The sequence below is a fragment of the Azonexus sp. genome (assembly GCF_041909095.1).
GTDB lineage: Bacteria > Pseudomonadota > Gammaproteobacteria > Burkholderiales > Rhodocyclaceae > Azonexus.
Genome location: NZ_JAYREB010000012.1, coordinates 33,532 through 54,840, shown reverse-complemented (window position 1 = coordinate 54,840; position 21,309 = coordinate 33,532). Strand labels below are relative to the sequence as shown.

Genomic DNA, 21,309 nt, shown 5'->3' with positions numbered 1-21,309 from the left:
CGAACTACTGAAGGAGTACCAATCATGACCAGCTATTTGAACGACGACCTACGCACCGCAATCATGAACCGTGTGTTCATGCAGACCCACCACACCCTGCATGAGAACTTCGCGCCCGACATTGCCCGCCAACTGTTCAGGCAATCACGTGTGTCCGAAGGCATCCGCAACCTGACCGGCGAAGTCATGCACTCGGTTTGCGAGAACGAAGACGCGGTCGACGAGGTATTGCACGAGGTCTGCCAGCGCCTGCACGAGTTTTGCGAAAGCAACGGCATTGCATGCGACATCAACCTGCTTGCTGCCGAAGCAGTAGCAAGCCGCCTTGTGTGTCACGGTGAAAGGATCGGCCATGCTGCCCCGGTCTGCTGACATCGGGCACGCGATGCACCTGGCGCAGCAGGCCCGCGTGTTCGTCCAGAAGCCGCGCCGCCCCGGCCTGCCGTTCAGCGTTCATGAACGCCGGAACATGCCGCCATGCTTCCAGACGCTGCACGTCAGCGAGTTGACGCGCTACCTCAAGCAGCGACTACTGACGGTCGAGAAGTGACCGACCGGCCCGAACCCCCCTGCCCACAAGGCATGGGGGGCAGTCCGTACATTTCCTATGAATAAAATACTGGAAATCGCGCGCCTCCCCATCTAAATATTATGTCGTCCCCACGGCTTTTTGCTAACCAGACTCTGATATGCCGCTGACATTCAAGAAACGCAAGTTCGCCGAAGCCCTGACCCGTGGATTACCCGCCCAGCAAGCCGCGCTGGCCGCTGGCTATCGAGATGGCAGGGGCCTGAAGGTGACGGCATCCCGACTGCTGCGCGATAGGCATGTGGTGGATCACATGACCCGGCTGGAACAGTTCGCACACCTGCCGGCCCGACCGGCGACCACCGACCCGCTGAAATTCTTGCTGGCCCTGATGGCCGATCCGAGAGAGCCGCCCGTCCTGCGGCTTGAGGCGGCTATTGCCGCCGCGCCGTACAGACACCCACGGTTGCCAGCAAAGCGCCCGGCCCGCTGACCCGCCCCCAGCGTGACCACCGCCCCCCGAAGCCCGGCGACCTGTCGGGCTTTTTGCCGTCAGTGACGGTAACGAAGAACCAATGACACTGGATAACAAAACTAGGTATATGCCATTATGAAGGTGCTAAAAAAAAGGAACTCTATATGTCTCCGGCAATCTTCCTCCCCTTATTTCTACTTCCTCTGGCTGCGCACGCAGAGCGAGACTGCGACCTTGAAGTAGCAGAGGCGAAGGTGGCCATGTATCACCGTCAGTACATCAATGACTTGCAAGACCTGCTTAAGCCTGGTCTTTCGCCAAGGTCACGAGCCTTATTGATCCGCGCTTTTCAGCAACCCCGCGAAACCTCGATCGATAGAATCAGCGATGCGGTCAAAGACTTCGGCAACGAGGCGTTGCTGTCCTGTCTTCAATCCAAAGAGAAAAAATCAAGATGACTTCGATTTTCGAGGAATGCACACTCTGCAAAACCTACATTTGCTCAGATTGAATTTTACTTAAGGGGTAGCGAAATGTTTTTTATACGCTTTGTGGTTTTGCTTTTTTGGGTTGCTTACAGTTGGAGCATGGGGCAATTTCCTACAAGCGAGTTGAACGAGTTCGGGCGAATTGTCTCCCTGAGTTTCTTCTTGGCACTACCGGCACTCTACTTTTTACCGACCTTTGAGGCATGGAAGAAATCGCACCCAAACCTTACAGCGATATCGTTGGTGAACCTCTTTCTAGGCTGGTCTCTTTTGGGGTGGGTTGTGGCCGTCGTTTGGGCTTTCAAGCGCACGGAGCACGTTAGTAATTCCGAGACGCCCAAGTTCGACACAAAAAAATGTCCTTTTTGTGCTGAAGAAATTCTAGTAGCTGCGATTAAGTGTAAACACTGTGGAAGTGAGTTGCCCGAGACCCCACAAACGTCAGACTGACTGGCTACACGGTTTTACGCTGTGTTACCGCAACCGATCCGCCCGGTAACATAAATGGTGACACGACAGAAACGAAAAAGCCGCAAACCCTTGCAGGATGCGGCTTTACGCTATTTGACTGGCGGAGAGGGCGGGATTCGAACCCGCGGTGGGCTATTAACCCACACACGCTTTCCAGGCGTGCGACTTAAACCGCTCATCCACCTCTCCGGAAGCCGCGCATTGTAGCAGAAGCGCGGCGCCGGTCAAACCGATTTGCCGAAAATTCAGGGATCAACCGACCCAGCGGCGGGCGTTGCGGAACATCCGCATCCACGGCGAATCCTCGCCCCAGTTTTCTGGGTGCCAGGACATCTGCACGGTACGGAAGACGCGCTCCGGGTGCGGCATCATGATCGTGAACCGGCCGTCGGCCGTGGTCACCGCGGTCAGGCCGCCCGGCGAACCGTTCGGGTTGTACGGATAGACCTCGGTCGGCTCGCCCTTGTTGTCGACGTAGCGCACGGCAGACAGGCACTTGACCTGGTCGTCGGCCTTGTCGAACACGGCGCGGCCCTCGCCGTGCGAGACGACGATGGGGATCTGCGAGCCTTCCATGCCTGCGAAGAAGATCGACGGCGAATCGAGCACCTCGGTCATCACGAAGCGCGCCTCGAACTGCTCGACCTGGTTGCGGCGGAAGGCGGGCCAGTGTTCGGCACCGGGGATGATGGACTTGAGCGCGCTCATCATCTGGCAGCCGTTGCAGACGCCCAGCGCAAAGGTGTCCTTGCGGTTGAAGAAGGCAGCAAATTCATCGCGGCAGCCGTCGTGCATCAGGATGGTCTTGGCCCAGCCCTGGCCGGCGCCGAGCACGTCACCGTAGGAGAAGCCGCCGCAGGCGACGAGGCCCTTGAAGTCCTTGAGGCTGACGCGGCCGGCGAGGATGTCGCTCATATGCACGTCGACCGAAGCGAAGCCGGCGCGGTCGAAGGCGGCGGCCATTTCGTAATGGCTGTTGACGCCCTGCTCACGCAGGATGGCGACGCGCGGGCGGCCGCTGATGTCGCGATAGACCTGGGTGAAATCTTCCTGCGCATCGAACGTCACCTTGGGCGTAAGGCCGGGGTCGGCGACGTCGAGGATGCGGTCGAATTCCTGCTGGGCGCAGTCCGGGTTGTCGCGCATCGCCTGCATGCGGAAGCTGGTTTCCGACCAGGCGCGTTGCAGGTCAACACGCTTCTCGCGCAGCACGCGCTTGGCGTTGCGGGTGACGCGGATTTCGTCCCACTCATTCATGTGGCCGACGAAGTGGTAAGGCACGCCGCAGGCGCGCAGGATCGGCGTGACCGCGGCACGGTCGGCGCGGCGGATCTGGATCAGCGCGCCGAGTTCTTCGTTGAACAGGGCGCGAACGATATTCTCGAAATCGCGGCCGGCCATCAGGTCCGGGCGCTTCTCGGCGCCGTCGACGTCGAGCGCGGCGGCGTCGAAACAGACGCCGTCGAGGTCGAGCGAGACACCGCGGCGGCTGGCGAAGGCCATTTCGCAGGCGGCAACGAACAGCCCGCCGTCGGAACGATCGTGATAGGCGAGCAGCAGACCGTCGCGGTTGAGTTTCTGCACGGCGTCGAACAGGCCCTTGAGCTTGGCCGGTTCATCGACGTCCGGCGCATCGTCGCCGGTGGCGTCATAGACCTGCGCCAGACAGGAGCCGCCAAGGCGGTTCTTGCCGAGGTCGAGCAGCAGCAGTTCGGTTTCGCCCTGGTCGGTGGCGAGCAGCGGGGTTTTCGTCTTGCGCACGTCGTCGACGGCGGCGAACGAGGTGACGATCAAGGATAGCGGCGACACCACCTGTTTCTTCTCGCCGCCCTCTTCCCAGGCAGTGCGCATCGACAGCGAATCCTTGCCGACCGGGATCGACACACCGATCTGCTTGCACAGCTCGGCAATGCCTTCGACCGTCGCGTACAGGCGGGCGTCCTCGCCCGGCACGCCGCACGGCGCCATCCAGTTGGCGGACAGCTTGACCTTATCCAGGCTGCCGACATCGGCCGCAGCCAGGTTGGTCAGCGCCTCACCGATGGCCATGCGGCCGGAAGCCGGCGCGTCAAGCACGGCGAGCGGCGTGCGCTCGCCCATGGCGAAGGCTTCGCCGAGATAGCCCTGGTAACCCATCGTGGTCACCGCGACGTCGGCCACCGGCACCTGCCACGGGCCGACCATCTGGTCGCGGGCGGTCATGCCGCCGACGGAACGGTCGCCGATCGAGATCAGGAAGGTCTTGTCGGCGATGGTCGGCAGACGCATCAGGCGGTAGGCGGCGTCCTTCAGTTCGATGGAAACCGCGTCGAAAGGCACGAAGGTCGACGGCTGCGACGTGACATCGCGCGTCATGCGCGGCGGCTTGCCGAGCAGCGCTTCCATTTCCATGTCGACCGGATTGACGCCGAAGTGCGCGTCGGTGACGGTCAGGTGACCGTCGCCGGTGGCTTCGCCGACCACGGCGAACGGGCAGCGCTCGCGCTCGCACATGGCCTGGAATTCACCGATACGGTTCGGCGGAATGGCCAGCACGTAGCGTTCCTGCGATTCGTTGGACCAGATTTCGGCCGGCGACATGCCCGGCTCCAGGGTCGGCACCTTGCGCAGGTCGAATTTGGCGCCGACGCCGCCCGAATGGGCGAGTTCCGGCAGGGCGTTGGAAACGCCGCCAGCACCGACGTCATGCACGGAGAGAATCGGGTTGTCCTTGCCCATCTGCCAGCAGCGATCGATGACTTCCTGCGCACGCCGCTGGATTTCCGGGTTGCCGCGCTGGACGGAGGCGAAATCGAGGTCTTCGGCATTGACGCCGGCGGTCATCGACGAGGCGGCACCACCACCGAGGCCGATCAGCATGCCGGGGCCGCCCAGTTGCACGAACAGCGTACCGACCGGGAAGGTTTCTTCCTTGAATGATTGCTCGGCCTGGATGGAACCCAGACCGCCAGCGATCATGATCGGCTTGTGGTAGCCGCGCACGGTACCGGCGACGTCCTGCTCGTAGGTGCGGAAGTAGCCGGTCAGGTTCGGACGGCCGAATTCGTTGTTGAAGGCAGCGGCACCGATCGGGCCTTCGAGCATGATGTCGAGCGCCGAGGCGATGCGCGACGGACGACCGTAGGCGTGTTCCCAGGGTTGCGGCGCATCCGGCAGATTCAGGTTGGAGACCGAGAAACCGCAGAGGCCGGCCTTCGGCTTGGAGCCCTTGCCGGTGGCGCCTTCGTCGCGGATTTCGCCGCCGGAACCGGTCGACGCGCCGGGGAAAGGCGAAATCGCGGTCGGGTGATTGTGCGTTTCGACCTTGGTCAGGATGTGGGTCAGCTCTTCCTTGTACGAATAGCCACGGTCGGCATCCGGGTAGAAACGCTGGATGGTCGCGCCTTCGATGATCGAGGCGTTGTCGGCGTAGGCCATGATCGTGCCTTGCGGCGCCGCAGCATGGGTTTCGCGGATCATGCCGAACAGGGTCTTGTCCTTCTTCTGCCCGTCGATCACCCAAGAGGCGTTGAAGATCTTGTGGCGACAGTGCTCCGAGTTGGCCTGCGCGAACATCATCAGTTCGACGTCGGTCGGGTTGCGGCCGGCCTTGGTGAAGATGTCGAGCAGGTAATCGACTTCGTCGTCGGACAGCGCCAGGCCCAGCGTGCCGTTGGCCTCGACCAGCGCCGCCTTGCCGCCGGCCAGCACGTCCACGGTGTTGAGCGGCTTCGGCTCGAAATGGCGGAACAGTTCGCCGGCTTCGGCAAAACCGGCGAGCACCGATTCGGTCATGCGGTCGTGCAGCAGGCCGGAAACGATCTTCTTCTCGTCAGCAGAAAGCGCCCGGTTTTGCTTCACAACCACGTGGAAGGCGATAACGCGCTCGATGCGCTCGATGGCCGGTTCCAGGTCGCAGTTGAAGGCGATGTCGGTGGCCTTGGACGACCACGGCGAAATGGTACCGATGCGCGGCGCCACTAGGAACAGTTCGCCCTTATCCTCGCCTGCCGGCAGTTCTTCCAGCAGCTTGGCCAGCTTGGCGCGCTCGTCGGCGGACAGTGCGCGCTTTTGCGCGATCACGTGCCAGTAGTCGGCGGTTACCGCCTCGATGTCGCTCACCGCCGCATTCAGGCGGGCGAGCAGGCGTTGCAGGCGGAAGGCGGAAAAGGCGGCGTCGCCCTTGAGGCAAAGAATGTCGGCCATGAGGTGAATTCGGCGGTGGCGGAAAGGCGGGCATTATACCCGACGCCGTCACGCCCCCGTGCCGCGCCTTGCCGTCCGCCGCGTCGCTAACTCACCAGTTGCTGCCGGCGCCACCGCCCCCGGAACTGCCACCGCCCCAACTGCTGCCGCCGGACGACGAAGACGACCCCAAACTGCCGCCCGCCCCCGCCGCGCTTTCCCGCACCAGCTTGGGAATGCGATAGGAAGTCGTCTTGCGCTTGCCGCAGAACTTGCAGACATGGATCGTCTCGCCCCGGCCCTGGCTTTCGTAGCTCGCCTTCTCCAGCACGGTGTCGGATTCGAGCGTGTAGGCCAGGCATTTGCACGACGGACATTTCGTGTATTTCGATTCAGTTCCCGGATAGGCCCAGGTCGCCGTCGCGCCGCAGGCCGTGCACAGCCAGACGTCGTGATCGGCCGACTGCAAAGTCTCCTCCATCTGTCGGGCGCGCGAGAGAAATTCGTCCTCCGCCGCCTCGTCGAGTTTGCGCATCGGCGCCTGACACTTCGGACAGGCGCGCGGGTGATTGCGGTAATGCATCCGGCGCTGCCGCTGAAAGAGGTAATGAAACAGGAAAGGCAGCGGAAAAAGGACCGCCATCCAGCCCCAGAAGGCTTGCTCGCGGGCGACCAGTTCGCCGGCGGCGAAATACTCGCCCCGGGCCGCTAGCTGACGCAGCGCCACCTGCTGCCGCCAGGCCTGGAAAGCCGCCAGCAGCGCGAAATACCCGTACAACGCGGCGCCGCAGACAAGCAGCGGCGAGGTCAGCGGCAAGAGGTTACAGGCGACGATGATCGCCGCCGGGCCGAATGCGAAGCCACCCAGCCAGGCCCGCCGCGACCAGCCCGGGGTAATGGGCGGGTTTTCGGGCGCCGCCGCATCGCCGGAAAAGTAACCGTTGGCCGACTTGAAGCCGAAGACCAGCACCAGCGCCACACCACCCAATGCCGAGGCGGCGACGCGAAAGACCTCCCAGGGCGTCGCTTCGGCCGACACAGGCAGCGCCGGCAAAGCCTGGACCTGCGCCGGATCAGCCAGGATGCGATCGACCTTGACGATACCGGCAAGCAGACCGCCGCCGAAATCGCCACGCTGGAAGGCGGGCACCATGAATTCCCGCTGGATGCGCTTGCAGACCACGTCCGGCAGAGCGCCTTCGAGGCCGTAACCGGTATGCAGGCGGATCGCCCGCTGGTCGCGCACCAGCAGCACGAGCAAGCCGTCGTCGCGCCCGGCGTGGCCGATGCCCCAGCTTTCGAACAACTGCTGGGCGAAACTGAAAACCTCGACATCGCCGATCGAATCGAGCGCCACCACGGCCACCTGGACGCCGCTGCGTTGTTCCAGCTGGCGCAGGCGGGCATCGATGCGCACCAGGGTTTCGGCGCCGATGATCTGGTCGGGATCGGCGACATGGCTGCCGTTGACCAGCCGCGGATTGGGCACGCTCTGCGGCGTGTAGGACACGGCCCAGGCGGGCAGCGCGATCAGGCAGAAGAGGAAGAGCAGGAGGCGCATTGCGGGACACCGGAAAAACCGTTGCGGCACCCCCACCCGGGTTGCCGGAAACCGCCCGCGCGCGATGAGCGGCAGGGCAAAGACAGCGGCCAAGCGCAATTCGGCGCCAAGCGGATGAGAAAACTTGCCGGCGGGCGTCGCCGAGCGCCGCTCAATCCTTGTACTTGTCGGTCTTGCGGCAGAGCACGGAAACCGTGCCGTCGTTGTTGCGCTGACTGTCCCGGTATTCAAGACCGATGGCTTCCAGCTTCTCGGCGAAGAACAGGCTCATCGCCTTCGCACGCAAGGTCACCATCGCGTAATGTTCGGACTCGTCCTGCACCTGATATTCCATTGCGATCCCCGGTTATGTCGATTGGCATATTCTAACCGCAGACCGGGGATTGCTGACTACTTGCGGATCGGCGCGTTGCGTCCGGACATGCTGTCGCTCATCCGGTAGGCGGCGTCAATGAACAGGCCTTCCGGATTCTTGCGGCAGTATTGCTCGATGTTGCGCTCGACGGTACCGGCCGAAACATCGGTCACCTGCTGCTTCTGGTTGGCGTAGTTGTGGCCGCTGAGAAAACCGCGCGCCCAGGCCACCTGCGCGGCACGCCGGTCGGGATCGTCGGCCGCCTGCTTCCAGGCGGCGCAGGAATTGTCGTCGAAGGCAAGAATCTTCAGATCGGCCGCCAGCACCGGCCCCATCGCGGCAAGCGCCAGCAGCCCGGCGGCAAGCATTTTACCCATCGCACTCTCCAGGATCGGGATCGTCATCAGGCAGAGCATAGACCAGCTTGCCGGTGCCGGGAACGTCGATTGACCGTGAGCCCGGCGAGCCGGTACTCAACGCGATTGCCAGCCCCCGGCACAGGAACGCAACACCTCGTGCGCAAATGCTGCAAATGGCAAAAGAAGCAAAGCCAGCGCTGCGCACCTGCGCCATAATGAAAAAAAGTTTCGCGCTCAAGCGCAGCGATTCAAGCCGGGCAATCCCGCAGAGAGGAGATGCACAGGCCATGGCAAATTATGAAATGCGCAAGTTCGTCGTCCCCGAATTCATTTTCGGCGCCGGCGCCCGGCACCGGGTGGGCGACTACGCCCGGCACTTCAGTGCGCGTCGGGTCCTGATCGTCAGCGACCCCGGCGTGATCGCCGCCGGCTGGCTGAAGGAGGTGCAGGACAATCTGGCACAGGCCGGCGTTCCGTGGGTGGTCTTCCAGGCCCTGACGCCGAACCCCAAGGATCACGAAGTCATGGCCGGCGCCCTCGTCTATGGCCGCGAACACTGCGACGTCATCGTCGCCGTCGGTGGCGGCAGCGTCGTCGATTGCGCCAAGGGGATCGGCATCGTCCATTCGAATCGGTGCAACATCACCGCCTTCGAGGGCGTAGACCGGGTCAACATTCCCGGCCCGCCGCTGATCTGCATCCCGACCACGGCCGGCGCCGCCGCCGACGTCTCGCAGTTCTGCATCATCTGCAACACGCCGGGCCGCTACAAGATGGCCATCATCAGCAAGAGCATGGTGCCCGACGTTTCGCTGGTCGACCCCGAAACCACGCTGACCATGGATCCCTACCTGACCGCCTGCACCGGTCTGGATGCCCTGACCCACGCCATGGAGGCCTATGTATCGACAGCCAGTTCGCCGATTGTCGACCTGCACGCACTGGCCGCCATCAAGCTGCTCTGGCACAACATCGAAACCGCCGTCAGCCAGCCGATGCTGATGGCAGCGCGGGAAAACATGGTGCTCGGCAGCCTGCAGGCTGGCATCGCCTTTTCCAATGCCAGCCTCGGTGCGGTCCATGCCCTCGCCCATCCGCTGGGCGGTTATCTCGATCTGCCGCACGGCGAATGCAACGCCCTGCTGCTCGAGCACGTGATCCGTTTCAATGCGGCGGCGGCGCCGGAACGCTATCAGCAGATTGCCGAAGCCATGGGCATCGACCCCCGTGGCCTGAGCCCGCGCGAAGTGGTGAGCCGCATCACCGACGCCATTCTCGCCAGGCGTATCCAGCTGGGCGTTCTCGGTAGCCTCGAAACGCGCGGCGTGCGCGCTGCCGACATTCCCGAACTGGCCAGCCACGCCGCCAAGGACGCCTGCCTGGTGACCAACCCGCGACGAGCGACGGTCGACGACATCAAGGCGATTTATGGCGAAGCCCTCTGACATGAACGACGACGAAGCCAGACTCAAGGACATGATCGTCGGCTTGAGCGGGCGTTCTTTCCGCAAAAGCTACTACCCGCAGCTCAGGCAGAATCTTGAGCACCTGGAACGCTTCCGGACGCTGCTCGACCACACTTCGGATTTCGTCATCCTGATCGCCCTGCCGGAGGACAGCGTCGCCGACGCCAATGCCGCGCTCGGCCAGTTGCTCGGCCGGCCGGTCGATACCCTGGTCGGCCTGCCTTTCCTGTCGCTGGGCCTGACCGATGCCGAAAACGTCCTTGCCGTGCTGCACCGCGAGATGGAAAACACCGGTAGTGACGGCGAATCGCCGGCCTATTCCCAGGTCATCGCCTTCACCTCGATCCAGGGCGCCGTCTGGCTCGAAATCTCGTATCGACTGGCGCTGCTCGGCGAGCGCAATTACGGCGTCCTGGTCGGCCGCGACATCACCGAACGCCAGCGCAACGCGCAGATGCTGGCCGAAGTGCTGGCGGAAAAGGCCGCGCTGCTCGACAACGCGATGGTCGGTATCGTGCTCCTGCACGACCGCCAGATCGTCAGTTGCAACCGGCGCTTCGAGGAAATCTTCGGCTATCCGCCGGGGAGCATGCTCGGCCTGCGCACCCGTCAGCTCTATCCCACCGAAGCCGCCTTCCGGACACTGGGCGAAGAAGCCTACCCGCAACTGGCGCACGGTGAGAACTTCAGCCACACACTGAACCTGGTGAAAGCCGACGGCAGCACTTTCTGGGCCGAAATCACCGGCCATTCGCTGAATCCGGCTTCGCCACAGGAAAGCAGCATCTGGATCGTCAACGACATCACGGAGAAGAAGCGGGCGCACGAACTGAGCGTTGCCAAGGAAGCCGCCGAAGCCGCCAACCAGGCGAAAAGCGCCTTCCTGGCCAGCATGAGCCACGAAATCCGCACCCCGCTCAACGCCATCACCGGCATGGTGCATCTGGTGATGCGCTCGGGCGTGACGGCAGAGCAGCAGGATCGCCTGGAGAAAATCGACGCCGCCAGCAAACACCTGCTGGAAATCATCAACGCCATCCTCGATCTGTCAAAGATCGAAGCCGGCAAGTTCACGCTGGAAACGGCACCGCTCAAACTCAACGAAATCTTCAGCAGCGTCGCCACCATGATCGCCGAGCGCGCCCATCTCAAGGGGCTGAGCCTGCTCACCGAAATCCACCCCGTGCCCGACAACCTGCTTGGCGATCCGACCCGCCTGCGCCAGGCCCTGCTCAACTATGCCAACAACGCGGTCAAATTCACCGACCACGGCAGCGTCACCCTGCGCGCCAGCCTGCTTGAGGATGCCACCGATCATGTCCTGGTGCGCTTCGAAGTCAGCGACACCGGCCACGGCATCCCGCCGTCCGCCCTGCCACGCCTGTTTTCCAGTTTCGAACAGGCGGACAACAGCATCACCCGCAAGTACGGTGGCACCGGGCTCGGGCTCTCGATCACCCGCAGCATCGCCGAACTGATGGGCGGCGAAGTCGGCGTCAGCAGCATACCGGAACAGGGCAGCACTTTCTGGTTCACCGCCCGCCTGCTCAAGGACCAGCGCCAAACGCCAACCGCTCAGCCGGCCAACGGCATCGACAACGAGGCACTCCTGCGCTCGACTTACGCCGGCACCCGCATCCTGCTCGTCGAGGACGACCCGATCAACCGGGAAGTCGCCCAGATCATGCTGGACGATGTCGGCCTGCGCATCGACCAGGCCGAGGACGGCGCCCAGGCCCTGCAACTGGCGGCAGAAAACGACTACGGGCTGATCCTGATGGACATGCAGATGCCCAACGTCGACGGCCTGACAGCGACCCGCCGGCTCCGCCAGGACCCGCGCCAGCAGGCCGTGCCGATCATCGCGATGACCGCCAATGTCTTTGCCGAGGACCGACAGCACTGCCTCGACGCCGGCATGGACGATTTCCTGGCCAAGCCGGTCGATCCCGACGAGCTTTATTACAAACTGCTGACCTGGCTGCCGCGCACCGCCCGGCGCACTTAGCGCCAGCGGCACAGGCATCCGCCCGGCCGACGGCAAGGCTAAAATGCCTTCCTTTTTCTCCGGCCAGCCCGCATGCGCCTCCTCCACACCTCCGACTGGCACCTCGGCCAGCATTTCATGGGCAAGAGCCGGCAGGCCGAGCACCTGGCGCTGATCGGCTGGCTGCTCGAACAGGTGGCGGAACACAGGGTCGATGCCGTGCTGATCGCCGGCGACATCTTCGACACCGGCACGCCGCCCTCCTACGCCCGCGAGCTGTACAGCCAGCTGGTCGTCCGCCTGAACGAGGCGAGCGTCGCGCTGCTGCTGCTCGGCGGCAACCACGATTCGCCGGCGACGCTAAGCGAGAGCCGCGAACTGCTGGCGCGCCTCGGGACGACGGTGATCGCCGCGACGCATGCCGATCCGGCGACGCAGGTGGTCGTCCTGACGCAGCGCGACGGCGCGCCGGGCTGCATCGTCGCCGCCGTCCCCTTCGTCCGCCCGCGCGACGTGCTGCACAGCCAGGCCGGGCAGAGCGCCGAGGACAAGCAGTTGTCGCTGCAGCAGGCGATCCAGCAGCACTATGTCAAGGTCGACACCGCCGCCCGGGCCAAGATGGCCGAACTCGGCGTTACCCTGCCCCTCGTCGCCACCGGCCACCTGACCACGGTCGGCGCCAGCGCCAGCGAATCGGTGCGCGAGATCTACGTCGGCGCGCTCGAAGCCTTCCCCACCGCCGCCTTCCCGCCGGCCGACTACATCGCGCTGGGCCACATCCACCGGCCGCAGAAGGTCGGCGGGCTGGAACACATCCGCTATTGCGGCTCGCCGTTGCCACTCGGCTTCGACGAAGCGAAGCAGCAGAAGGAAATGCTCCTGGTCGACCTTGGCGCCGACGGTCTGCAGGCGGTGACGCCGCTGCCGGTGCCGCGCTTTCAGGGGCTGGTGGCGATTGCCGGCAAGCTCGCCGACCTGCCGGCGCAGATCGGTACCGCCGCCGCGCAGGGCACGCCGGAGCGCCCGGCCTGGCTGGAAGTCACCGTCGCCGAGGACGACTACCTCGCCGACCTGCCAGCGCGCATCGAGAAGATGACCGAAGGCTGGCCGGTCGAAGTCCTGCGCATCCGCCGCCAGCGCGGCAACGCCGCCGCCCGGCTGGCAGCCGCCGCCAGCGAGACGCTGGACGAACTCGACCCGCACGAAGTCTTCGCCCGCCGCCTGCAGCAGGAGGAACTCGACGCCGAACTGCAGCAGGCGCTTTGCGAGCGCTATCGCAGCGTCGTCGCCAGCCTGCATGGGGAGGAAGCATGAAGATCCTGACTCTGCGCCTGAAGAACCTCAATTCGCTGAAAGGCGAATGGACCATCGATTTCACCCGGCCGCCGTTCACCGACAACGCGCTGTTCGCGATCACCGGGCCGACCGGCGCCGGCAAGTCGACGCTGCTCGACGCCATCTGCCTCGCGCTCTACCACCAGACGCCGCGCCTGAAGACGATCTCGGCCGCCGACAACGACATCATGACGCGGCACACCGCCGACTGCCTGGCCGAGGTCGAATTCGAGGTCAAGGGCGCCGTGTACCGCGCCTTCTGGAGCCAGCGCCGCGCCCGCGACAAGGCCGACGGCGCGCTGCAGGCGCCCAAGGTCGAGTTAGCCGCCGGCGACGGCAGCATCCTCAGCACCCAGACCAACGACAAGCTGAAGCGCATCGCCGAAATCACCGGCCTCGATTTCCCGCGCTTCACCAAGTCGATGCTGCTCGCCCAGGGTGGCTTCGCGGCCTTTTTGAACGCCAGCGCCAACGAGCGCGCCGAACTGCTCGAAGAACTGACCGGCAGCGAAATCTACGGCGAAATCTCGCGCAAGGTCTTCGAACAGGCGCGCGAGGCCAGGGACAAACTGGCCCAGCTCAAGGCCCGCGCCGACGGCATGGAACTGATGAGCGACGAGCAGCGCGCCGCGATGCAGATGGAAAGCGCCCGCCTGGAAAACCAGCTCGCCGACCTCCAGCGCCGGCACGCACAGACGCAGGCGCAGCGCCAGTGGCGCCTCGACCTGGCCCAGGCCGAACAGGAAGTTGCCGCCGCGCTCACCCGCCAGCAAACCGCCGACGCCGCGCTGGCCGCCGCCGCGCCCGAACTCAAACGCCTGAGCGACAGCGAACCGGCCGAAGCACTGCGCCCACTGCATCAACAATGGCAGCAGGCCGACGCCGCCGCCCGCCAGACCGCCGCCGAACAGCAGGCACTGCTCGGCGAACGCAGCCGCCTGCAGGCCGCCCAACTCGCCGGCCACGACGCCGCCGCCAGCCACGCCGCCGCCGTCGCCGCCCAGGCGCAACAGGCCCTGCAGCAAAGCCGGCGCGACGCCAAGGAGATCGACGACTTCTGCGCCACCCACCCACAGCGCGCCTTGCTCGGCGAACGCCTTGGCGCCTGGCGCCAGCAGTTCGAGCAGCGCGCCCGGCTCGCCCGCGAACTCGCCGCCCAGCGGCAGGCGCAACAGAAACTCGCCGCCGAGCAGACCGCCAACGAAGGTCAACGCGCCACCCAGCAATTGACGGTCGACGCCGCGCAAAAGGCAAAAACCGCCGCCGACGCCGCGCTCGAGACCAGCCGCGCCGAACAGAACCAACGCCTCGCTGGGCAAACATTGGCCGAACTGCGCGCCCACTGGCAGCGCGAACAGGCCGCCGGCAACCGCTGGCAGCAGCTCGACGCCCTCGCCCGCCAGCGCCGCGAGCTCGCCGCCCAGCAGGGCGCGCAGGCGCAGCAACTGCAGCAGGGCGAACCGCAGATCGCCGCTCGGGAAAGCAGGCTGGTCGCGCTGCGCGAGCAGCACAAGGTGCTGAGCGCCCAGGTCGCCGACAAGCAGAAGCTGCTCGAACAGGAACGCCTGATCCGCAGCCTCGCCGACCACCGCCGCCAGTTGCAGCCGGGCCAGCCCTGCCCGCTGTGCGGCGCACACGAGCACCCGGCAATCGCCGACTACGCCGCGCTCGACGTCTCGGCCACCGAGGCCGCGCTGCTGGCGGCGCAGAAGTCGCTCGCCGAGTTGGTCGAAAAAGGCCAGCAACTGCGCGACGAGCAGACCAAGGCGAAGACCGCGCACGCCGCGCTGCAGGAACTGCAGGCGAAGACCGCCCGCGACCTCGACCGCCTCGCCGAAGACTGGCAAGCCCAGCTCGCCGCGCTACCGGCCGGCACGCTGCCGGTCGACGCCTGGCAGGAGGAACCAACTCTCGCCGCCGCCCGCAATCTGGCCGAGCAGTCGCTGAACGCGCTCGCCGCCCGCCTGCAAGCCGCCGAACGCGGCGAACAGGCGCTCAACGCCACCGCCAAGACCGCCGCCGACGCCGCCCAGGCCCTGCTCGCCGCCGGCAACCAACTGCAACTGCTGACCCAGGCCGGGCAAACCGCAGCGCTGCGCCAGGCGGAAATCGCCAAAGCCAGCCAGGGCATCGCCGCCGAACAGTCCGCACTTGACGCCCGGCTCAAGGCAACGCTGGCCGACATCCCCGCCGACCCGGCCGCCTGGCTGGCCGGGCGCGACGCCGAATGGCAGCACTGGCAACAGACCCAGCGCCGCCGCCAGGAACTCGCCACCCAACTCGTCCAGCAGCAGGAACGCGCCGCCGCGGCGCAAACCCAGGCCACGATCTGGGCTGAACAAGCGGCACAACGGCGCGCCGAGCTTGGGGAAAAGACCGCTGAAACGGCATCGCCTGCGGCAACAACCGCCGAATTCATTGCCACCGAAGCCGACCCCGCCGCCGCCCTCGCCCGCTGCGCCGCGCAACTCGCCGAACTCGGCCAGCAACTCGCCGCACTGCAGGGCCGGCAGGCGCAACTCGACGCCAACCTCGCCCGGCAGCAGCAAACCCTCGCTGACGCCACCAACGCCTGGCAAACGGCGCTCGCCGCCAGCCCGTTCAGCGAGCTAGAGGCCTACGCCGCCGCGTTGCTGCCGGCGGAGGAACGCCAGCGCCTGCAACAAGCCCGGGAAACCCGGCAAGCCGCCAAACAGCAGGCCGACGCGCTACTCCAGGCGGCGCGCGAAAAGCTCGCCCGCCTGCAAGCCGCGCCGCCCGCGCCGGTTGCCGCAACGAGCAACGACCAGACGCTCGCCCACCCGATAAGTGACCCAGCCACGCCGTTACCACCGCTCGCCGACCTCGACGCCACCCTCGCCCAACTCGACCAGCAGCGCCGCGAACTCAGCGAACAGCTCGGCGCCCGGCGCGCCCTGCTCGCCCGCGACCAGGAGGCGCTGCAGAGCCAGCAGGCGCTGTTCCAGGAAATCGCCGCGCAAACCGCCGATGCCGACCTCTGGCAGCGCCTCGACGGCCTGATCGGTTCGGCCAAGGGCGACAAGTTCCGCAAGTTCGCCCAGGGCCTCACCCTCGACCACCTGCTGCACCTCGCCAACGGCCACCTGGCCCGCCTGCACGGCCGCTACCTGCTGCGCCGCAAAAGCACCGGCGAACTCGAACTCGACATCGTCGATAGCTGGCAGGGCGAAGTCGCCCGCGACACCCGCACCCTATCCGGCGGCGAAAGCTTCCTGGTCAGCCTGGCGCTGGCGCTCGCCCTCTCCGACCTGGTCAGCCACAAGACCAGCATCGACTCGCTCTTCCTCGACGAAGGCTTCGGCACACTCGACGCCGACACCCTGGAAATCGCGCTGAACGCCCTCGACACGCTCAACGCCAGCGGCAAGATGATCGGCGTGATCAGCCACGTCGACGGGATGAAGGAGCGCATCCCGGCGCAGATCCGCGTCGAGAAGGGCGGCGGGATCGGGTATTCGCAGCTAAGGATATGAACGCATGAGACAAAGGAACGACCTGAAGATCTTGCTCACGTTACTGCTGGCTGCTCAGTTGGCAGCTTGCCAGAAGGAAGTCGTTGTACCGGAAGAATGGCTGCGGGTCGGATCATTTGAAATTGGTCGGTGGAAAATCCACTTCCAGTCGGGGGAAAACAACGCGCGGCCTGATGACTATTACTGGAACAGCATCGTCCGCTTTCAGGGGAAGCCGATCGACTTTTGCACGCCCGCTGGTTGGGGTGGCGAGAGCCTGTGTTCCGAAAAGAGCCGTCGGGGCCGCTTCGCTCACGCCTATGTGGTATCTGATGCACCTCCGGCAATCCTGTTGCAATACGGCGGATCATCCGGAAACAGTGACGGCGAGCTGTGGTTATTCACCGAGAAGGACCAACAGATCGAGCGCAGGCGAATCGCCATCAACTACAGCAATCGATTGCAAGAGCGCAACGATGGCCGCTTCGGCCGCGATGACGATTGGGATTTGCGGAAACAGGCCTTTGTGGTCGTCGATGATGACGTCTGGCTCGAAACCTCGCCCTTTCGTCATCTGGAACTGTCCCACCCGGTCGGCACGAATTATCTGAGGCTGGCCTCACGCTCTCCGGATGGCCAACGCATCGCGCGAATCGGCTATTCCGACTTGTTGGGCACGGAAAACAGATTGCTCATTCTGGTACTTTCGACCCTGTCGAACCCGCTTGTGCCCGAGGTGTACGTGCTGGAAGGCCCGGCAGCCGGCAAAGCAGACGCCCGGGATGAGATCGCCGGACGTTTCGCGGATTATTTTGAGTGGAACACGGAAAACAACGGCCTGCGCGCCTCGGACAGCCTGAAGGACGTCCCGCCGGACAAGCGTTTCCATAACCAGACCCGATTCGTGCCGAGCGCGGACACGACACATCTGCCCGCTTTTTGCGAAGCAATTTTTGCGGGCGTTCCCGACGCCTCTCGCTCAATCGATCTGTCGCCTGCCGAACGAAGCATCGAAATGCAGGGATGGGGCACCATTCACCTGCGTGCCACCGAACGGGGAATCGAAATTTCGGAGCCTTCTTCCAACCATTCTGCGCATGGGGATGCATCGATGAACTACGTCGCATGGGTGCTGCAGAAAGCCTTGTATCGCGGCGAAATATCGTTGACCAATCCAAAAAACCGGGCCATTCGGCCGGCGTGTCAGCGCGCTGGATGAAACGTCCTGGATGACAGGCAACCGGGCAACCGCTTTTTATCTAAACAGCCCCAAAATCTCCCACCGAGGGAACCTCATTCCCTCAATGCACCACAATTTCCACCAAGCCCAAGCTCGTAGCGGCAGCCAGCAGCCGTTTATCACGCGTCCACAACGCGGTGCCCGGGGCGAGACGTACCGCAGCCAGCAAGTGTGCGTCGATGTAGCCGATGCCCATACCGTAGAGGGCATTTTTCTGGATGAAGCTCAGGACCTCGCCTTCCGTGGCGACCGGGGCTTGCGGCAAATCCTGTAGCGCGCCGAGGATCACCACGCGGTTCTGCAGACTCCCCAAGGCCAGTTCGCCGATTACAAAAGGATGGGCCAGCACCCGCCCCTGATTGAGCAGCTTGCTCAGGCGCTCGTCGCGCTGACGTAAATGGTCAATCCAGATCGAGGTATCGACCAGGATCATCTCTGCTCCGTCTGGCGCCTTGGTACGGCGTCGAGTTGCGGCTCGGAACCACCGAGCAGAGCCAGGCGCTTGGCGCTTTCGCGCTGGATCAGCGCGCGCAGGGCTTCGCGGATCAAGGCAGTTTTTTCCGAAAAACCCGTCAAAGCCTGGGCCTTGGCAAGCAAATCATCATCAAGGGCGAGCGTCGTGCGCATGGAGTTCTCCTTTTATCGAACGCTTCAACCATAGCATCACATGATGACAAATTCCATGCTTGAATGAATAAAAGGAGCCCGGATCACATGGTGCTAACTTAAGCCGCACTGTCCGGCGGCGAAAGCTTCCTGGTCAGCCACAAGACCAGCATCGACTCGCTCTTCCTCGACGAAGGCTTCGGCACGCTCGACGCCAGCGGCAAGATGATCGGCGCCATCAGCCACGTCGACGGCATGAAGGAGCGGATTGCGGCACAGATTCGGGTTGAAAAGGGCGGAGGGATCGGCTATTCGCGGCGCCACCTGGCCGGTAACCCTGCCTGGTTCCGGATTGTCGTGACAGCGACGCGACAATCCGGCACGGGGACATTCGGCCACCCCGCCGCAACCTTCACGGACAGGTGACCGCCACACGGACCTGATGCACACCAAGCTGCGGGATCGCCGGCGGGGGCTGCAGGCAGTAGGTGCTTCCGTCCGCGCTTTCGACCTTGACCATGCCATTGCTGTACTGGGAAATGCTCGTCCCAGCACCCTTGTTTTCAAGCGCCTTTGCCAAGCCGGGCAGCAGGGGGCGATCAGCGATCGGCGCCGCCTGTCGCGATGCGCCGTGGCCATCGAGCGGCGCTTCGCTCCGCGCGATTTCCCGCGCCGCGGCGAGAATGGCATCGCGGGAAACCGTGCGGGAAGGAGTCACAACGACGCGGTTCACAGGTTCGGCCAGCGGCTCGCTCGGCGCGCGTCCGACTGCAGGCTACCGAGCTGCGCGTTTCGGTTCGACCGGCGGCGGCGGCGGTGCGACCCGGACGACCGGCGCTGCCGGCAACAAGCGCGCCACCAAGACCACGACCGGCGCAGCCCGGGGCACTGGCGGGGGACGGACAGCAATCGCCACCGCCAGATGCAGCAACGACGACAGCGCCAGTGCCGGAAACAGCCGGAACCTCACGACAACTCCCGTCAGCCGCCGCCCGCATCCCCCGCTGTCTCAGTCCCAGCTTCCGCCGGCACATGAACGAGCAAGTCGCCGGGCTGGCAAGCGAGGAATTCGCAGATTCTTTCCAGGGTCTCGAAGCGGACCCCCTTGACCTTCCCCTGCTTGAGCAGGGAAATATTGGCTTCGGTAATACCCACGTACTCGGCAAGATCCTTCGACCTGGCCTTGCGTTTGGCGAGCATGACGTCAATACGGACAACGATGGGCATGAGCTTTCCTGGCGCGATCAGACAAACGACGCGTTTTCGTCGGCCAGCGCCAGCCCCTCGCCGATGACACCGGCCATCAGCCATACCAGCGCGGCGAAGAACAACAGGAAAAACTGATCCGAGCCCAGCCCGAGCGCCAGCATGCGCTGCCCGGGCAGGTTCGCCAGCGTCACCACCACCGACGCGGCCGCGTCGCAGAAAATCCTGGCAATCGCCGAAGCCACCGACCAGGCGGCAAAACTGCGCAGATAGCCGATTGACTCAACAGTGAATACCCGGCCGCTACCGAGCAGCAGGAAACACTTGCGCGCCTGCCAGACGCCGACCAGCAACAGGCCCAGCGGCACCTCCATCAACAAACCGCCGAGCAGGCGCTGCCAGGTCTGCAGTTCTCCGTGCACGGCGCTGGGCGCCAGATTGGCCCGCACCGCCAGCGTCCCGGCGTCGCTCAACGTCCAGTAGAGGGCGACCGACAGGGGCAACAGGACGATTGCCAGCAGCCCCCCCGAGGCCAGACGGCGAGCGAGTTCGGGAAGATTGGACGTGGCCGGGAAAGGGGTCGCAGTAAGACAAGACCGGCCGACAATAGAGCATCGCCCATCCTATCCTGCTGGCTGCGCCGTCCGCCGCGCTGTCGGCCACACCAGCCACAGCGCCGCGCCGGCGATCATCAGGCCACCTAGCCAGGCGGCGCCGGCCAGCGATTCGCCCAGCCAGAGGACGGCGAAGAGCGCGCCCCACAGCGGTTCACTGCCGAGCAGCAGGGCGACCTTGCTCGGGCTGCCGGCGGCGAGCGCGCGGTTCATCGCCCAGAAGGCGAACAGCGTGCAGGCCAGCGTCAGCCAGGCAATGGCGCCCCAGAATTCGCGGCTGCTCGGTAGCGCCGGCAGGCCGGCGGCGAAGCACGGGGCGATAGCCAGTGCGCCAGCGCCGACGAGCAGGCCCTGGGCTGCGGTCAGGCCCATGCTGTCGATGGCGCGGCCGGCGGTCAGGCGCGTGGTCAGGCAGGTCTGGAAGGCGCGAATCAGCGCCGCCAGCAGCATCAGCAGGTCGCCCGGGTTGAGGCTGCCGCGGCCGATGCCAGTGAGCAGCGCGGTGCCGAGCAGCGACAGCGCGCCGGCCAGCCACAGGCGGGCGCCGGGGCGCTTGCCGAACCACGCCCACTCGACCGGCGGCGTCAGCAACAGGCAGAGGTTGACCAGAAAAGCCGCGTTGCCGGCGCTGGTCTGCGCGACGCCGGCGGTTTCGGCGAGGAAGATGGCGAGCAGGCCGAGGCTGGTCGGCAGCGCGACGAGGAAGGTGTCGCGCCGTTGCGCCGCCGGCAGCGCCAGCCAGTAGCGACCGAGCAGCAGCGCGGTGAGCAGGAAGCGGATGGCGATCACGCCGGCCACCGGGTAATGCAGCAGCGCCGTCTTGACGACGCTGTAGCTGCTGCCCCAGATGGCGGCGATGAGCAGCAGGAGCGGTTCGGGGGGCAGGCGGCGGAAAAGCATGGTGCGGTCCTCATCAGGTCTGGCCGCCAGTATGAAAGCTGGCGATTTCAGCGATAATCCACCGTCAAAGCAAATTATCT

The 21,309-nt window shown here is 64.8% G+C and carries 22 protein-coding genes and 1 tRNA gene; 11 read left to right on the top strand and 12 right to left on the bottom strand.

Translation table 11 applies throughout. The features are described 5' to 3' along the window. The first annotated feature begins 24 nt into the window (after positions 1–24). The 5 genes from ACE3OV_RS17010 to ACE3OV_RS16990 all read left to right on the top strand — a co-directional run bounded on the left by ACE3OV_RS17010 (position 25) and on the right by ACE3OV_RS16990 (position 1,942). Entirely contained in the window at positions 25–372 is a 348-nt protein-coding gene (locus ACE3OV_RS17010) for a hypothetical protein (RefSeq protein WP_374328684.1), read from the top strand. Beyond that, positions 353–550, top strand: coding sequence for a hypothetical protein (locus ACE3OV_RS17005; RefSeq protein ID WP_374328683.1), 198 nt, complete (start codon positions 353–355; stop codon positions 548–550). Before ACE3OV_RS17010 ends, ACE3OV_RS17005 begins: the two co-directional genes overlap by 20 nt. A gap of 139 nt (positions 551–689) precedes the next feature. Next, the gene (locus ACE3OV_RS17000; RefSeq protein WP_374328682.1) at positions 690–1,022 is read left to right on the top strand and encodes a hypothetical protein; all 333 of its coding nucleotides are present in this window, start codon (positions 690–692) and stop codon (positions 1,020–1,022) included. A 146-nt stretch (positions 1,023–1,168) separates the two neighbouring features. Further along, entirely contained in the window at positions 1,169–1,462 is a 294-nt protein-coding gene (locus tag ACE3OV_RS16995; RefSeq protein WP_374328681.1) for a hypothetical protein, read from the top strand. A 75-nt stretch (positions 1,463–1,537) separates the two neighbouring features. Next, on the top strand, positions 1,538–1,942 hold the full coding sequence (locus ACE3OV_RS16990; RefSeq protein ID WP_374328680.1) for a superinfection immunity protein: 405 nt from the start codon (positions 1,538–1,540) through the stop codon (positions 1,940–1,942). Between the two features lie 119 nt (positions 1,943–2,061). On the opposite strand, the gene ACE3OV_RS16985 is transcribed toward ACE3OV_RS16990, so the two are convergent. The 6 genes from ACE3OV_RS16985 to ACE3OV_RS16960 form a co-directional block, all read right to left on the bottom strand. Next, a tRNA-Ser gene (locus ACE3OV_RS16985) sits at positions 2,062–2,152 on the bottom strand. A gap of 63 nt (positions 2,153–2,215) precedes the next feature. Then, the gene (gene purL / locus ACE3OV_RS16980; RefSeq protein ID WP_374328679.1) at positions 2,216–6,148 is read right to left on the bottom strand and encodes a phosphoribosylformylglycinamidine synthase; all 3,933 of its coding nucleotides are present in this window, start codon (positions 6,146–6,148) and stop codon (positions 2,216–2,218) included. Positions 6,149–6,239: 91 nt separating this feature from the next. Continuing rightward, positions 6,240–7,688, bottom strand: coding sequence for a YgcG family protein (locus tag ACE3OV_RS16975; RefSeq protein ID WP_374328678.1), 1,449 nt, complete (start codon positions 7,686–7,688; stop codon positions 6,240–6,242). 151 nt (positions 7,689–7,839) lie between these two features. Beyond that, positions 7,840–8,022 (bottom strand): hypothetical protein, encoded by a 183-nt coding sequence (locus ACE3OV_RS16970; RefSeq protein WP_374328677.1) that lies wholly within the window; start codon positions 8,020–8,022, stop codon positions 7,840–7,842. A gap of 56 nt (positions 8,023–8,078) precedes the next feature. Continuing rightward, positions 8,079–8,420: a hypothetical protein gene (locus tag ACE3OV_RS16965; RefSeq protein ID WP_374328675.1), complete on the bottom strand. Its 342-nt coding sequence runs from the start codon at positions 8,418–8,420 to the stop codon at positions 8,079–8,081. Continuing rightward, a complete protein-coding gene (locus ACE3OV_RS16960; RefSeq protein WP_374328674.1) occupies positions 8,413–8,640 on the bottom strand; it encodes a hypothetical protein in 228 nt (75 codons plus the stop codon). Before ACE3OV_RS16960 ends, ACE3OV_RS16965 begins: the two co-directional genes overlap by 8 nt. 49 nt (positions 8,641–8,689) lie before the next feature. Between ACE3OV_RS16960 and ercA the strand changes: the two genes are divergently transcribed. The 5 genes from ercA to ACE3OV_RS16935 all read left to right on the top strand — a co-directional run bounded on the left by ercA (position 8,690) and on the right by ACE3OV_RS16935 (position 17,882). Then, the gene (gene ercA, locus ACE3OV_RS16955) at positions 8,690–9,847 is read left to right on the top strand and encodes an alcohol dehydrogenase-like regulatory protein ErcA (protein ID WP_374328673.1); all 1,158 of its coding nucleotides are present in this window, start codon (positions 8,690–8,692) and stop codon (positions 9,845–9,847) included. 1 nt (position 9,848) lies between these two features. Continuing rightward, positions 9,849–11,876 (top strand): response regulator, encoded by a 2,028-nt coding sequence (locus tag ACE3OV_RS16950; protein ID WP_374328672.1) that lies wholly within the window; start codon positions 9,849–9,851, stop codon positions 11,874–11,876. 72 nt (positions 11,877–11,948) lie between these two features. Beyond that, positions 11,949–13,169 (top strand): exonuclease subunit SbcD, encoded by a 1,221-nt coding sequence (gene sbcD, locus ACE3OV_RS16945; RefSeq protein WP_374328671.1) that lies wholly within the window; start codon positions 11,949–11,951, stop codon positions 13,167–13,169. Beyond that, positions 13,166–16,684, top strand: a complete 3,519-nt coding sequence (locus tag ACE3OV_RS16940) for an AAA family ATPase (RefSeq protein ID WP_374328670.1) — start codon at positions 13,166–13,168, stop codon at positions 16,682–16,684. The genes sbcD and ACE3OV_RS16940 overlap by 4 nt, the downstream gene beginning before the upstream one ends. Positions 16,685–16,688: 4 nt before the next feature. Continuing rightward, positions 16,689–17,882 (top strand): hypothetical protein, encoded by a 1,194-nt coding sequence (locus ACE3OV_RS16935; protein WP_374328669.1) that lies wholly within the window; start codon positions 16,689–16,691, stop codon positions 17,880–17,882. A gap of 82 nt (positions 17,883–17,964) precedes the next feature. Here the strand turns inward: ACE3OV_RS16935 and ACE3OV_RS16930 are convergent, their stop codons facing one another. Both ACE3OV_RS16930 and ACE3OV_RS16925 read right to left on the bottom strand, forming a co-directional pair. After that, a complete protein-coding gene (locus ACE3OV_RS16930) occupies positions 17,965–18,336 on the bottom strand; it encodes a type II toxin-antitoxin system VapC family toxin (protein WP_374328668.1) in 372 nt (123 codons plus the stop codon). Next, positions 18,333–18,530, bottom strand: a complete 198-nt coding sequence (locus ACE3OV_RS16925) for a type II toxin-antitoxin system VapB family antitoxin (RefSeq protein WP_374328667.1) — start codon at positions 18,528–18,530, stop codon at positions 18,333–18,335. The genes ACE3OV_RS16930 and ACE3OV_RS16925 overlap by 4 nt, the downstream gene beginning before the upstream one ends. Positions 18,531–18,734: 204 nt before the next feature. On the opposite strand from ACE3OV_RS16925, the gene ACE3OV_RS16920 reads away from it, so the two are divergent. After that, a complete protein-coding gene (locus ACE3OV_RS16920) occupies positions 18,735–18,935 on the top strand; it encodes a hypothetical protein (RefSeq protein WP_374328666.1) in 201 nt (66 codons plus the stop codon). Here the strand turns inward: ACE3OV_RS16920 and ACE3OV_RS16915 are convergent. From ACE3OV_RS16915 to ACE3OV_RS16900, 4 genes are all read right to left on the bottom strand, one after another. Then, positions 18,922–19,242, bottom strand: coding sequence for a hypothetical protein (locus ACE3OV_RS16915; protein ID WP_374328665.1), 321 nt, complete (start codon positions 19,240–19,242; stop codon positions 18,922–18,924). The genes ACE3OV_RS16920 and ACE3OV_RS16915 overlap by 14 nt on opposite strands. Before the next feature lie 248 nt (positions 19,243–19,490). After that, positions 19,491–19,736: a helix-turn-helix domain-containing protein gene (locus ACE3OV_RS16910; protein WP_374328664.1), complete on the bottom strand. Its 246-nt coding sequence runs from the start codon at positions 19,734–19,736 to the stop codon at positions 19,491–19,493. A 17-nt stretch (positions 19,737–19,753) separates the two neighbouring features. Then, positions 19,754–20,218, bottom strand: coding sequence for a DUF2975 domain-containing protein (locus tag ACE3OV_RS16905; RefSeq protein WP_374328663.1), 465 nt, complete (start codon positions 20,216–20,218; stop codon positions 19,754–19,756). Between the two features lie 120 nt (positions 20,219–20,338). Beyond that, complete coding sequence (locus ACE3OV_RS16900; protein WP_374328662.1) at positions 20,339–21,229, bottom strand: DMT family transporter; 891 nt, start codon at positions 21,227–21,229, stop codon at positions 20,339–20,341. Between the last annotated feature and the right edge of the window lie 80 nt (positions 21,230–21,309).

Coding starts and splice junctions, on each gene's coding strand:
- ACE3OV_RS17000 (WP_374328682.1), top strand. CDS start 690: ATGCCGCTGACATTCAAGAAACGCAAGTTCGCCGAAGCCCTGACCCGT.
- ACE3OV_RS16910 (WP_374328664.1), bottom strand. CDS start 19,736: ATGCCCATCGTTGTCCGTATTGACGTCATGCTCGCCAAACGCAAGGCC.
- ACE3OV_RS16920 (WP_374328666.1), top strand. CDS start 18,735: ATGATCGGCGCCATCAGCCACGTCGACGGCATGAAGGAGCGGATTGCG.
- ACE3OV_RS17010 (WP_374328684.1), top strand. CDS start 25: ATGACCAGCTATTTGAACGACGACCTACGCACCGCAATCATGAACCGT.
- ACE3OV_RS17005 (WP_374328683.1), top strand. CDS start 353: ATGCTGCCCCGGTCTGCTGACATCGGGCACGCGATGCACCTGGCGCAG.
- purL (WP_374328679.1), bottom strand. CDS start 6,148: ATGGCCGACATTCTTTGCCTCAAGGGCGACGCCGCCTTTTCCGCCTTC.
- ACE3OV_RS16975 (WP_374328678.1), bottom strand. CDS start 7,688: ATGCGCCTCCTGCTCTTCCTCTTCTGCCTGATCGCGCTGCCCGCCTGG.
- ACE3OV_RS16950 (WP_374328672.1), top strand. CDS start 9,849: ATGAACGACGACGAAGCCAGACTCAAGGACATGATCGTCGGCTTGAGC.
- ACE3OV_RS16970 (WP_374328677.1), bottom strand. CDS start 8,022: ATGGAATATCAGGTGCAGGACGAGTCCGAACATTACGCGATGGTGACC.
- ACE3OV_RS16900 (WP_374328662.1), bottom strand. CDS start 21,229: ATGCTTTTCCGCCGCCTGCCCCCCGAACCGCTCCTGCTGCTCATCGCC.
- ACE3OV_RS16930 (WP_374328668.1), bottom strand. CDS start 18,336: ATGATCCTGGTCGATACCTCGATCTGGATTGACCATTTACGTCAGCGC.
- sbcD (WP_374328671.1), top strand. CDS start 11,949: ATGCGCCTCCTCCACACCTCCGACTGGCACCTCGGCCAGCATTTCATG.
- ACE3OV_RS16965 (WP_374328675.1), bottom strand. CDS start 8,420: ATGGGTAAAATGCTTGCCGCCGGGCTGCTGGCGCTTGCCGCGATGGGG.
- ACE3OV_RS16935 (WP_374328669.1), top strand. CDS start 16,689: ATGAGACAAAGGAACGACCTGAAGATCTTGCTCACGTTACTGCTGGCT.
- ercA (WP_374328673.1), top strand. CDS start 8,690: ATGGCAAATTATGAAATGCGCAAGTTCGTCGTCCCCGAATTCATTTTC.
- ACE3OV_RS16990 (WP_374328680.1), top strand. CDS start 1,538: ATGTTTTTTATACGCTTTGTGGTTTTGCTTTTTTGGGTTGCTTACAGT.
- ACE3OV_RS16995 (WP_374328681.1), top strand. CDS start 1,169: ATGTCTCCGGCAATCTTCCTCCCCTTATTTCTACTTCCTCTGGCTGCG.
- ACE3OV_RS16940 (WP_374328670.1), top strand. CDS start 13,166: ATGAAGATCCTGACTCTGCGCCTGAAGAACCTCAATTCGCTGAAAGGC.
- ACE3OV_RS16925 (WP_374328667.1), bottom strand. CDS start 18,530: ATGCGCACGACGCTCGCCCTTGATGATGATTTGCTTGCCAAGGCCCAG.